The 12,338-nt window shown below is 53.0% G+C and carries 11 protein-coding genes, 1 tRNA gene and 2 pseudogenes; 6 read left to right on the plus strand and 8 right to left on the minus strand.

Annotated features, from left to right (window positions below):
* Position 1: 1 nt before the first annotated feature.
* Together BM007_RS10525 and BM007_RS10530 are read right to left on the minus strand one after the other, a co-directional pair.
* A complete protein-coding gene (locus tag BM007_RS10525; RefSeq protein WP_032650155.1) occupies positions 2–865 on the minus strand; it encodes a fumarylacetoacetate hydrolase family protein in 864 nt (287 codons plus the stop codon).
* Positions 866–882: 17 nt separating this feature from the next.
* A complete protein-coding gene (locus BM007_RS10530; RefSeq protein ID WP_032650157.1) occupies positions 883–2,244 on the minus strand; it encodes a 2-hydroxycarboxylate transporter family protein in 1,362 nt (453 codons plus the stop codon).
* A gap of 345 nt (positions 2,245–2,589) precedes the next feature.
* Here BM007_RS10530 and BM007_RS10535 point away from each other — a divergent pair, with 345 nt between their 5' ends.
* Both BM007_RS10535 and BM007_RS10540 read left to right on the plus strand, forming a co-directional pair.
* Complete coding sequence (locus BM007_RS10535) at positions 2,590–4,215, plus strand: ATP-binding protein (protein ID WP_090418630.1); 1,626 nt, start codon at positions 2,590–2,592, stop codon at positions 4,213–4,215.
* Entirely contained in the window at positions 4,205–4,897 is a 693-nt protein-coding gene (locus BM007_RS10540; RefSeq protein ID WP_090418633.1) for a response regulator, read from the plus strand. Before BM007_RS10535 ends, BM007_RS10540 begins: the two co-directional genes overlap by 11 nt.
* Before the next feature lie 54 nt (positions 4,898–4,951).
* Here BM007_RS10540 and BM007_RS10545 read toward each other — a convergent pair whose 3' ends face one another.
* Positions 4,952–7,087: an ornithine decarboxylase gene (locus BM007_RS10545; protein WP_090418636.1), complete on the minus strand. Its 2,136-nt coding sequence runs from the start codon at positions 7,085–7,087 to the stop codon at positions 4,952–4,954.
* Positions 7,088–7,268: 181 nt separating this feature from the next.
* On the opposite strand from BM007_RS10545, the gene BM007_RS10550 reads away from it, so the two are divergent.
* The 3 genes and pseudogenes from BM007_RS10550 (at position 7,269) to BM007_RS10560 (ending at position 8,909) form a co-directional block, all read left to right on the plus strand.
* A complete protein-coding gene (locus BM007_RS10550) occupies positions 7,269–7,985 on the plus strand; it encodes a DUF554 domain-containing protein (protein WP_090418639.1) in 717 nt (238 codons plus the stop codon).
* A gap of 95 nt (positions 7,986–8,080) precedes the next feature.
* Positions 8,081–8,156 (plus strand) — tRNA-Phe (locus BM007_RS10555).
* Positions 8,157–8,428: 272 nt separating this feature from the next.
* Positions 8,429–8,909 (plus strand): annotated as a pseudogene (locus BM007_RS10560) (Hcp family type VI secretion system effector).
* 24 nt (positions 8,910–8,933) lie between these two features.
* Here the strand turns inward: BM007_RS10560 and BM007_RS10565 are convergent.
* From BM007_RS10565 to BM007_RS10575, 3 genes and pseudogenes are all read right to left on the minus strand, one after another.
* A complete protein-coding gene (locus BM007_RS10565; protein ID WP_024906537.1) occupies positions 8,934–9,251 on the minus strand; it encodes a DUF1493 family protein in 318 nt (105 codons plus the stop codon).
* Entirely contained in the window at positions 9,251–9,703 is a 453-nt protein-coding gene (locus BM007_RS10570; RefSeq protein WP_024906536.1) for an STM2901 family protein, read from the minus strand. The genes BM007_RS10565 and BM007_RS10570 overlap by 1 nt, the downstream gene beginning before the upstream one ends.
* 108 nt (positions 9,704–9,811) lie before the next feature.
* Positions 9,812–10,012 (minus strand): annotated as a pseudogene (locus BM007_RS10575) (hypothetical protein); the annotation flags it as partial.
* A gap of 321 nt (positions 10,013–10,333) precedes the next feature.
* Between BM007_RS10575 and BM007_RS10580 the strand changes: the two are divergent.
* The gene (locus tag BM007_RS10580) at positions 10,334–11,152 is read left to right on the plus strand and encodes a DUF4225 domain-containing protein (protein ID WP_090418641.1); all 819 of its coding nucleotides are present in this window, start codon (positions 10,334–10,336) and stop codon (positions 11,150–11,152) included.
* On the opposite strand, the gene BM007_RS10585 is transcribed toward BM007_RS10580, so the two are convergent.
* Positions 11,130–11,456 carry a hypothetical protein gene (locus BM007_RS10585; RefSeq protein WP_071994442.1) on the minus strand — a complete coding sequence of 109 codons (327 nt, stop codon included), beginning with the start codon at positions 11,454–11,456 and terminating at the stop codon, positions 11,130–11,132. The two genes, BM007_RS10580 and BM007_RS10585, sit on opposite strands and share 23 nt — an antisense overlap.
* 284 nt (positions 11,457–11,740) lie before the next feature.
* Entirely contained in the window at positions 11,741–12,268 is a 528-nt protein-coding gene (locus BM007_RS10590) for a helix-turn-helix domain-containing protein (RefSeq protein WP_048990453.1), read from the minus strand.
* Positions 12,269–12,338 lie beyond the last annotated feature (70 nt).

The following is a 12,338-nucleotide window of genomic DNA, read 5'->3' on the forward strand; positions in this document are numbered from 1 at the left end:
CTCAGTGTGCCGCCGCAAGCCCGACGGCTGGCGCTTCCACGATCACGTTGCTCAGATGACCGATATGCTCGATCTCCACCTCAATGCGGTCGCCCTCTTTCATAAACAGCGGCGGGTTACGCTTTTTACCCACGCCGCCCGGGGATCCGGTGATGATCACATCGCCCGGGCTTAAGCGGGTAAAGGTGCTGATGTACTCAATCAGCTCCGCAACCTTGTGGATCATGCTGCTGGTGTTGTCTTCCTGCACCATGCGGCCGTTCAGCCAGGTGCGGATTGCAAGCCTGTGCGGATCCGGGATCTCATCGGCCGTTGCCATCCACGGGCCGAACGCGCCGGTCTGACGCCAGTTTTTACCGGCTGTAAACCAGGTGTGCTGCCAGTCGCGGGCGGAGCCGTCCATGTAGCAGCTGTAGCCCGCCACGTGGCGCAGGGCGTCATCACGGCTGATGTTCTCCCCGCCTTTACCGATGATCACCGCCAGCTCGCCTTCGTAGTCGAATTCGCTGGAGTGGCGCGGCTTCAGCACCGGCTCGTTGTGGCCGGTCTGTGAATCAGGGAAGCGGACAAACAGCGTTGGGGCCGGGTTGTGCTGGTCAAACTCTTTGCGCTTGTCGGCGTAGTTCATGCCCACGCAGAGGATTTTTTCCGGCTGCTCAATCACCGGTAAGAAGGTGATGGCGCTCATCGGCACGTCCACGGCATCGTTCAGGTAGCGGGTGGCCTGCGCCAGCCCGTTGCCCTGCAGCAGCGCCTTGAGGTCGCTGTAGCGGTCGCCCAGACGGCGGCCTAAATCAATCACGCCGTCGGCCTGGACGATGCCGTAGCTGCGTTTTCCCTGGTATAAAAAGCTTGCGAGTTTCATTGTTCTTTCCTGAAAACTTAAACGAGGAAGTTGCCCAGAATCAGCAGTGAGACAGAGACGTTAATCGCCCCGCCGATACGGGTAGCAATCTGGGCGAACGGCATCAGGCTCATGCGGTTGCCTGCGGTCAGGATCGCCACGTCGCCGGTACCGCCCTGGCCGCTCTGGCAGCAGGAGACGATGGCGACATCAATCGGGTGCATACCAATCTTTTTGCCGACGAAGAAGCCGGTGGCGACCAGTGCGGAAACGGTGCTGACAATCACCAGCAGGTTGCTGACGGTGAACGCCGCCACCAGTTCATGCCACGGGGTGATGGCCACGCCAACGGCGAAGAGGATCGGGTAGGTCACAGAAGTCTGGAAGAATTTGTACACCACCTGAGAACCTTCCAGCAGGCGTGGAGAGGCTCCGTTGCAGAGCTTCACCAGCACCGCCATAAACAGCATGCCGACCGGAGCAGGCAGACCAATCAGCTTGTGGCCGAGCATGCCCAGCATGTAGAGCAGCACCGCCAGCAGCGCGCCGGAGGCGATAGTGGTCACATCCGCTTTGCCGGAGAACGCAGGCTGAGAGACGGTGGTATCGGCATTGGCGCGGTTAGGCATCAGCTGGCCTTCACCGGTCAGGTGCGGGAAACGTTTACCGAGCTGGTTCAGGCAGCCGGAGATGATGATCGCCGTCAGACCACCGAGCATCACCATCGGCAACACGCGGCCGAGCGCCACGCCCTGGTCCATGTGCAGTAAGGTGGCATAGCCGATGGAAAGCGGGATCGCCCCTTCCCCGACGCCGCCCGCCATAATAGGCAGAATGATAAAGAAGAAGATCTGGAACGGCTCAAGACCCAGCGCCAGGCCGACGCCCATCCCCACCAGCATGCCGACGATTTCGCCGCACAGCATCGGGAAGAAGATGCGCAGGAAGCCCTGAATCAGCACCGTGCGGTTCATGCTCATGATGCTGCCGACAATAATGCAGCAGATATAGAGATAGAGAATGTTGGTGGATTTGTAGAACTTGGTGGTGGACTCGACCACCACGTCCGGCAGCAGGCCGTAATAGACCAGCGCGGAAGGAATAAAGGTGGCGCAAATCGCCGCCGCGCCGAGCTTGCCGACAATCGGCAGGCGTTTGCCAAACTCGCCGCAGGCAAAGCCGAAGAAGGCCAGCGTTGCCACCATCACCACGATATCGCTCGGCAGTTTTCCGCCCAGGCAATCAATCGCGATCAGTGCACCCGCCAGAACGAACAGCGGCAGAGGAATAATCCCAATTTTCCAGGTATCCATAATATGCCACCAACGCTCTTTGAGCGAAGGTCGCTGAATTTCAATCGGGTCGTGGGTAACAGAGAAAGAATCGTCAGTTGTGCTCATAATAAGCCCCTTGGTTATTTTGTGCGTTCAGCTTAGAGTCACAAAGGCTTACTTTATGTGAGGAATGGCATATTAAAAGCGAAGTTTTAATGGCAGCTATGGTTTTAATGGTTTCTTTTATTTAATGTGATTTATACCTTATTTATTAGCGTGGTTTTTATGGTTTCTTTTCCGAATCGAACAAACAAATAACATTTGTTCATGCAGCCAGAGGCACGGCAGACTTTAGGATAACGCTTTTACAGCGCCCGCTGTGCAAGGGATCACAAGTTTTCGGCAAAGCGGGCGTCCGCGTGAAAAAAGATGATATATTGGCGATCTTTGCTGCTACCTTGCGTGATAGTTATGAAAGTCTCTTTCCAGATCAAGTTGTTTATTTCGCTGGTTGCCTTTTTCTCAGTACTTTTTGCGTTACTGGGCGGATATTATTATGCCGACGTCGGGAAACAGCTATATCAGGAAATGAGTACGCGAGCCAAAATACAGGCTGAAGAAATTGCACTTATTCCGACATTGCGTAATGAAGTTGAACAAAAAAATATCAGCGCCATCCATGATTTTATGCAGAAGATTTCTGCGCACAGTGACGCCAGCTTTATTGTGATTGGTGATAATAAGGGTCAGCATCTTTTTCACTCCGTCTTTGCCGACAGAGTGGGCACAACCCTGGTTGGCGGAGACAACGAAGCCGTATTGCAGGGTAAAAGCACCACCACCATTCGCAAAGGCGGGTTGGGTATTTCGCTGCGCAGTAAGGCCCCCATCTTCAACGCTGCCGGACAGGTGGTCGGCATTGTTTCTGTCGGCTATCTCACCAGCTACCTGGACACCATTACCGTCAGTAAGGTGGTCAATATCCTGATTGCCGCCGTGCTGCTGCTGATCGCTCTCTTTATCTTCTCCTGGTTCTTTACCCGCAGCATCAAGAAGCAGATCTTCTCTCTTGAGCCGCGAGAAATCGGGTTGCTGGTGCGCCAGCAGAAGGCGCTAATGGAGTCTATTTATGAAGGGGTGATTGCCATTGACGATCGGCGACGGATTGAAGTGATCAACCAGGCGGCGCGCAAGCTGCTGGGTCTGAGCCAGCCGGCCCGGGAGCTGCGCGGGCAGCTGATAAGCCAGGTTATCGATCCGGTCCCGTTCTTCGACACGCAGACGATGCTGGCGAAAGATACCCATGACGAGATTTGCCGTTTTAACGATCTCACGGTAATTGCCAGCCGGGTGCACATCATGCTTGAGGGGTCGCTGCAGGGGTGGGTGATCACCTTCCGCGATCGCAATGAAATCGACTCGCTGAGCGCCCAGCTCAGCCAGGTAAAACGCTATGTCGATAACCTGCGTATTATGCGCCATGAGCAGTTAAACCGAATGACCACGCTCTCCGGCCTGCTGCATATGGGCCGCTATGAGGAAGCCATTGGCTACATTCAGGCGCAGTCGGAGCATGCCCAGGAGCTGCTGGACTTTATCTCTTCGCGCTTCAGCTCCCCGACCCTGTGTGGCCTGCTGCTGGGGAAAGCCGCCCGCGCGCGGGAGAAAGGCGTCGAACTGAGTTTCGACCCGGCATGTCGGCTGGACAGGCCGTTCCTGCCGTTAGGGGAACAAGAGCTGATTTCAATTATTGGCAACCTGCTGGATAACGCCATCGAAGCGACGCAGCGATCGCCGCTTCCCCATGCGCCGGTAGAAGTGCTGATAAAACTCAGCGACCAGGAGCTGATTATTGAAGTCGCCGACCAGGGCGTTGGCATTACACCGGAGATCCGTGACCGGATCTTTGAACGCGGCATCACCACCAAAACACGCGGCGATCATGGGATTGGCCTGTATCTGATCGAAAGCTATGTCACACAGGCTGGCGGCACGATAGAAGTTGCCGATAATACCCCGCGCGGCGCCATTTTCTCCTTGTTTATCCCGGCCACGGGAACCGCCCGGCAACTGGAAGACACCGACTATGCAACATGAACTTATCGACGTACTGATTGTTGAAGACGAGAACGAGCTGGCGCAACTGCACGCGGAGCTGATAAGCAAACATCCGCGACTGAGGCTGGTGGGCATTGCCTCGTCGCTGGCTGCGGCTCAGGCAGAACTTGCAAACAAACAGCCGCAGCTGGTGCTGCTGGATAACTATCTGCCGGACGGCAAAGGGATCTCGTTGATCAATAACCCCATGCTGGCCCGCGCCAACTGCTCGGTGATTTTTATTACCGCCGCCAGCGATATGGACACCTGCAGCCAGGCGATTCGCAACGGCGCGTTCGACTACATCCTCAAACCCGTCTCCTGGAAGCGGCTCAGCCAGTCGCTGGAGCGGTTTGTGCAGTTTGCCGAACAGCAGCGGGTCTGGAAGATTGTCGACCAGCAGAACGTGGATTCGCTGTATCAGCTACAGGCGAAAAACTACCGCCTGGACAACGGCAGCAAGGGCATTGAGGAAAATACGCTGGCGCGGGTGCAGTCGCTGTTTAACGACAAGGCAACGCACTGCTTTACCGTGGATGAGGTGGTGAGCGAAACGGGATTAAGCAAAACCACCACCCGGCGCTATCTGGAACACTGCGTGGAGGCGGGTTTTCTGACGGTGGAGATGCTGTACGGCAAGATTGGGCATCCGAGGAGGATGTACAAGCGTAGTGCGGTTTGATGAAAGGTTCCCTCTCCCTGTGGGAGAGGGTTAGGGTGAGGGCTGCAGCCCGCACTATCTCAACACATACCCATACAGCCGCTTGATCCCGTCGGCATCCTTCTCGCTGTAAACCCCCTGCAGCTCCGGCGAGAAGCCCGGCAGCAGGTTGATCCCCTCCTCCAGCGCCAGGAAGTAACGCTGTACCGCCCCGCCCCAGACTTCACCAGGCACCACGCACAGCACGCCCGGCGGATAGGGCAGCGCCCCTTCGGCAGCAATCCGTCCTTCGGCATCCCGTATGCGAACCAGCTCCACCTCTCCGCGAATATACGCCTGATTGGCATCCTGCGGGTTCATCACCACCTCCGGCAGGCTCTCCTTGCGGAACATCGCCTTCTGCAGATCCTTGACGTCAAAGCTGACGTAGAGATCGTGCATCTCCTGGCACAGCTGGCGAAGGGTGTAATCCCGGTAGCGCACCGGGTATTTCTGAAAGATCGTCGGCAGCACGTCCGCCAGCGGCGTGTCGTCTTCAATATGCTGTTCAAACTGGCCCAGCATCGCCACCAGCTGCGCCAGCTTCTCGCTGCTTTCGGCAGGCGTCAGCAGGAACAGGATCGAGTTGAGGTCGCATTTCTCCGGCACGATGCCGTTTTCGCGCAGGTAGTGCGCCAGAATCGTCGCCGGGATCCCGAAATCGGTGTACTCCCCGGTTTCGGCATCGATACCCGGCGTGGTCAGCAGCAGCTTGCACGGGTCGACAAAGTACTGCTCGTGAGCATAGCCCTCAAACCCGTGCCATTTGGCCCCCGGCTCAAAGCTGAAGAAGCGCAGCTCGCTGGCAATGGCGTGCGTCGGATGATCCTGCCACGGTCGCCCCGCCACCACCGGTGGGATAAACGGTTTGATCATATGACAGTTGGCAATGATTGCCTTACGCGCCTCAATCCCCAGCTCAACGCACTCGGCCCACAGCCTGCGCCCGCTTTCCCCTTCGTGGATCTTGGCATTCACATCCAGCGCGGCGAACAGCGGGTAAAACGGGCTGGTGGAGGCATGCAGCATAAAGGCGTTGTTCAGCCGCTTGTGCGGGCAGAAACGCGCCTGACCGCGGATGTGGTTATCCTTTTTATGGATCTGCGACGTTTGTGAGAACCCGGCCTGCTGTTTGTGCACCGACTGGGTCACGAAAATCCCAGGATCGTTCTCGTTCAGCTCCAGCAACAGCGGGGACGTTTCCGCCATCATCGGAATAAATTGCTCGTAGCCCACCCAGGCGGAGTCAAAGAGGATGTAGTCGCAGAGATGGCCGATCTTGTCGATCACCTGACGGGCGTTGTAGATCGTCCCATCGTAGGTGCCGAGCTGAATGATCGCCAGGCGGAACGGACGCGCCTCGTCGGCTTTCTCCGGCGCCGCCTCGCGGATCAGGTCCCGCAGATACACGTCGTCAAAGCAGTGCTCGTCAATCCCGCCAATAAAGCCAAACGGGTTACGTGCAGCCTCCAGATAAACCGGCGTGGCACCCGCCTGGATCAGCGCCCCGTGGTGGTTAGATTTATGGTTGTTGCGGTCGAACAGCACCAGGTCGCCGCGGGTGAGCAGCGCGTTGGTCACTACCTTGTTGGCCGCCGACGTTCCGTTCAGCACGAAGTAGGTTTTATCCGCGTTGAACACTTTCGCCGCGAACTTTTGCGCATGCTTAGCGGACCCTTCGTGGATCAGCAGATCGCCCAGCTTCACGTCGGCATTGCACATATCGGCGCGGAATACGTTCTCACCGAAGAAATCATAGAACTGCCGCCCTGCCGGGTGTTTTTTGAAAAAGGCGCCGTGCTGGTGTCCCGGGCAGGCGAAAGTGCTGTTGCCCATCTCCACATACTGGCTCAGGGTGTCGAAAAACGGCGGCAGCAGGTTCTCTTCGTAACGGCTAGCAGCAGTCTCCAGTTCCAGAAACTCCTGAGCTTTACCCGAGATGACCGCGGTGGCACCGTCAGGTACGTCCGTTGGCTCCTGAGAGAAAATAAACACCGGTAGCTGAAAGCCCGTACGTTTCAGCAGTGCAAGAATGCCGCTGCGACTTTCAGCTGTTGTGATGACGACGGCCGCCACATCGGTAAAATCAGTGCTGTCCAGCGTCACCTTTTCGCGGTGCGTAGACACGGTGGAGACCAGCTCGCGGCTGACGGCAATTTTCATGGTTTTCATAGGCGCAGTTACCCTCACCGAGCGGTGAGACAGGGAGGAGAAAATTCGCGCAATAATGTCACCTTTTATTTTGAGGTGCAAGAAGGAATCAGTATGCACGAAACCACCCAAAGCTAAGGCTCGCGCAGGCCTGACGTGCCATAATAATGCAATATCAATGATTAAATAACAGGAGTTAACTTTGGTTATCGGGCCATTTATCAACGCAGGAGCCGTATTGCTGGGCGGCGTACTCGGCGCCGTGCTGAGCCAGCGGTTGCCGGAGCGGATTCGCACCTCCATGCCCTCGATATTCGGCCTGGCATCGTTAGGGATCGGTATTCTGTTGGTGGTCAAATGCGCCAACCTGCCGGTGATGGTGCTGGCCACCCTGCTCGGCGCGCTGATTGGCGAGTTCTGCTATCTGGAAAAAGGCATTAACAGCGCGGTGAGTAAAGCCAAAAACCTGATTGCCCGACCCGGCGGCAAGGCGAAACACGGCACGCACGAGTCGTTTATTCAAAACTATGTCGCCATCATCATTCTGTTTTGCGCCAGCGGCACCGGGATTTTCGGTTCGATGCAGGAAGGGATGACGGGCGACCCGAGCATATTGATTGCGAAGGCGTTTCTTGATTTCTTCACCGCCACCATTTTCGCCACTACTCTTGGCGTCGCCGTGGCGGCGATTTGCGTCCCGATGCTGCTTATCCAGCTGGCACTGGCTACCTGCGCCACGTTAATTCTCCCGCTCACTACGCCGGCGATGATGGCAGACTTTACCGCCGTCGGCGGCCTGCTGCTGCTGGCTACCGGGCTGCGTATCTGTGGGATTAAGATGTTTGCCGTGGTGAACATGCTGCCCGCATTGCTGCTCGCCATGCCGCTCTCCGCGCTCTGGACGCACTTTTTCGCTTAAGGATGCGGCGAAATGGTGAGAGATTGCGCAGTCTGTAACGAAAACAACATTTTTCGTTGACGGCAGGGGGCAGATCGGGTTTAATGCGCCCCGTTGCCCGGATAGCTCAGTCGGTAGAGCAGGGGATTGAAAATCCCCGTGTCCTTGGTTCGATTCCGAGTCCGGGCACCACTATTTAAAGAACCCGCCCTCGTGGCGGGTTTTTGCTTTTGCGCTAGTCCAGCAGCTCATACAGCCAATCACTGACATAGTATTACGCTTCCAGCGTCAGACTTCCTTTTAATTTTTGATTAAAAAATAACAAGTCATTGTCTTAAAAAAACAAAGACAGGCCGTAAACATGATCTGTTTTGAACTTCTATACCAGCTACGCGTATACGCTTGCCCGAATGGTCTGCGAAAGCAGGATGGAGATCCACACGCAAAAAGGAAGGAATATTCGAATGGCTATACCGGCTTATCTATGGCTGAAGGACGATGGTGGCGCGTTGATTAAAGGCGGAGTTGATGTTCAACACAGAGAATGCAGCATTGAAGTGAAAGGTTTTCATCATAACCTTGTTATCCCAACAGATAACGCAACCGGTAAAATAACCGGTACGCGAATGCACTCACCTATGTTGATCATTAAGGAATTCGATTGTTCAAGCCCATACCTCTACAAAGCCGTTGCGACAGGTCAAAACCTGTCATCAGCTGAGATAAAGTAGTATCGGATAAATTACTCTGGCCTTGGAGAAGAGTATTTCAACATGTTGTCTGAAGACGTCAGGATAGTATCGATTTCCCTGCGATGACTACAGGCGATAACCCTAACGAAAACCCTATGGAAACCTTCGAACTCAAGTATGAGAAATCACCTGGAAGCATAACGATGGGAACATCATCTTTAGTGATGCATGGAACGAGCGTCAATCGGCGTAAACATCATAAGGGGCTTTCAGCCCCTTAGTCATATAGCCAGCGCCCCGCTTTTGCCGACTCAATAATCATTTCGAGATTTAGCGGCTTGTACTGCCGATCGCGGAATTTTTTTCTGAGCCGAAACTGAAACCAATACAGCTCCGGTTCAAAATAATGGTCCATCACAAAGTTGCTATATTCAATTCCATACCGGGTGAAAAGGTCAAGCAGCATGTCCTCAAGATCTTCTGGTACGAGATTGAAATGCTCCTGGAAGGTCCATTCTTTCCTTGCCGGAGTTTTACGGTCACTATAATTCTCAGTGATGTAATCTAGTAATTCTTGCTCATCAGGAAGCAACATCAGAAGTATGTCCAGGCAATACGATCTTTAGGTCGCGCGATGAGGTTGTACTTGCTTCTCGTTTCTCTGGCAACCGTAATAAAAATAATCACCGCCTGAGTATAGCCAACATACGGAACCGCCCGCCCTACTGCTGCCCCGACCTTGTTTGTTAGACGTGTCTTACCCATACCAATGGTGGTTTCGACCCTTATGCCATCGGGGAAACGTGCTCCCTTTAAAATACGCCGCGCCACTTTCGAGGCAATACTTGTCCGTGATCCGGATGCACCCAGGACCTTTCGCTTAGGCAGAAGGGGTTGCCCAGCCAAAATGGTTGCAGCAGTCTCAACCGTCACCCCTATATGATTTGCAAGACCTTCAGCAAATATGAGCAAAAATAGCTCCTGCGCTGTTACGTTAGCATTACCGTGATAGAAATATGTTCCACCAGACTCTTCAACCGTGTCCATTACAGCGTCCTTTCTCTCGTTTTGAGCCAGAGTAAATCCATATCTGAAACAAGGATGCTGTCACCGTCCATTTTTCTTAAAACTCAGAATAGCGCCCGCAAGACAGTTTTATGCTTTTGGTCTCTCCCCAACCCAGGGATCGTTCCTACCTGCGCCCAGCAGTTTGTTTTTGAAGATAAACAAACACGCCTCATTAAAATTCTCCGCCCCCAGCCGTTCCGAGAGCGCCGTCCGTTTACGATAGAGACTTTTCACCGACGTATTCAGCTCGCCTGCAACCTCCTCCATTAACATCCCTGCCCTCAACATGGACTGACCCCGCCAACCACTCAGCGAAATGAGTAAATTACTCAACAGGATAGGGGCTCTCCCCGTCATCCGGCTTTATCGAAAGTGCAAAGATTGCTTTCAGATATGTAGGACAGCTATTCACTGGAGCAGGAGTGGCACAACATATGTGAGCACCAGCAACAAATCAGGCCGAGGAGCGAAGCTGTAAAAAGCGACTTCTGCTTCAGACCCCGTAACTACATTGCTACTATATTGTCCATGCGTTGGCACGCATGGCTGTCAGAGGGAGCCGTTTATCAGTCTAAACAAATGCCGGTAAAGCAATTGAGAGGAATTACAATGGATGCAGCATTGCTTAACATGATGCAATCAGGTGGAAGAAATAAAGCCTGGGCGGAAACGATGGTGAATATGGAAGCCAGAAAACTGGTAAATACAGCCAACACTCTGTCGGCTTTTCATCTCAGCGATGGTCTGACTCGAATGAAGTTTATTCAGGAAATTCGGGACCTCATAGAACAACAGTTTACGTTAGCTCGTCGGGCTAAATCAGATGAAGAATGCATGGAATGCATTAAAAAACTTAGAGAAGAAAACTATAACCTTCTGGAACAAGCTCGTTTATTACGAACTAAGGCAGCGAAGCTTTACGCTAAAGTCGAGTTCATCCGAGAGAATAACAAAATTGTTGGGTATGTTATCTCGGCAGTTAGTGTTGTCCTGGCCGGTGCTGAAATAGCCGCAGGATTTACCCTTATTGGCACTATGACCCCTCTCGGGGTCCTTGCTGGTGCGGTTCTGGTTACTGACGGGGCAAACAGCATCAGTAAAGAAGTGGCTCGCTACGCAACGAACAACACTACCAGTGAAGGGCTGGTCGCGGATGCCGCGATGTCTACAGCTGAGTTTATGGGCTTTAGTCGTGAGAACGGGTTAGGTGTCTACAAATCTATTTCACTGGCCGCTAACGCTTATACCATTTTTGGCTTGTTGCGGCGACCAGGTACCTGGCGACTGTTTCGTTATATGCCCACAGACTATTACCGAAAGGTGAGCACACTGAGCCGCCCGCAGCTTACAATGAAAATTGCTGGTTATGGGGTCAAAGCTAAGATTATTTTTGATCTGTTGTCCGTCAGCGATCCGTCCCAGAATTAGTCAGCATTTTACGATAACGCCAGGATTTGTAGCCAAGTTTTGCTGGCGTTATATACCAGATAAAAGGGAGTACAATCAATAACGTGAGCGCAAGTGTCAGACTTGTATCCCTGGATGCAAGTAAAAGAGTTAAAGCCAGTATGATAAAGGCAATAATAGTTATCCACTTCATTGCCTTAAAACGATTGGCCAGATCATGAGTTACGCTATCAAACGAACCACCGTAATTCTCGATATTGTTTTTTAGCTTTTGAAGATCTCGTTTACTAAAACCTGATTTTAAAAGTGCTTCTTCGCTCGTCATTCTGCCATCCGTCCCATAACTCACTGAAACCTGTGACGAAGTTTAACTTAATTTGACGGATAAATCGCTCCTTGACGATATTTGTAAAATTTTTATTTAAATCAAATATTTGAAGATATGCTACACAGTAGCGGTGACCAGACTCTTCAATCGTGTCCATGACAACGTCCTTGTGTCGTTTTGAGCCAGAGTAAATCCAAACCCAAGGCCAGGAAGTTGTCCTCATCCAGCATTCTCAAAGCTCAGAATACCGCCCGCAATTTTGCTTTTGATCTCTCCCCAACCTAGGGATCGTTCCCACCTGCGTCCAGCAGTTTGTTTTTAAAGATAAACAAACACGCCTCATTAAAGTTCTCCGCCCCCAGGCGTTCCGAGAGCGCCGTTCGTTTGCGGTAGAGGCTTTTCACCGACGTATTCAGCTCATCGGCGATGGCTTCCATCGACATCCCTGCCCTCAGCAAGCGCAGCATGATCGCTTCGTGCGTGCTCAGCCGTAAATTCAGCAGCCACTTCGTGGTCAGGCGCCTGCCTTTCATATTGAGCACCAGATTAAACAGCGAGGCCATATCCGGCGCAGTGAGCGACGTGTTCATAAACAGCTTCATACTGAGCAGATTCTCCTCGCGGTGACGCATATCAAGCATAACGCAGCAGATTGTTTTTTTCGTTCTGGCCGGATGGCGTATCAGGTAATCATATAAACGGAGCGGACAACGACTATCAATCAATACAGAATATTCATCTGCACCGTTATCAAATATGTTTCTGTCAATCGAGTCGAGCAGGATAATATCCGGAAAAAATATCCGCATTCCTCTGACAAGGTAGCGATCCTGAGTCACTAACACTATTGAAGTTGCCACTAACCATCCCTTTTAGATT

Source organism: Enterobacter sp. NFIX59 (genome assembly GCF_900113755.1).
In the GTDB taxonomy this organism is placed as follows: Bacteria; Pseudomonadota; Gammaproteobacteria; order Enterobacterales; family Enterobacteriaceae; genus Enterobacter; species Enterobacter pseudoroggenkampii.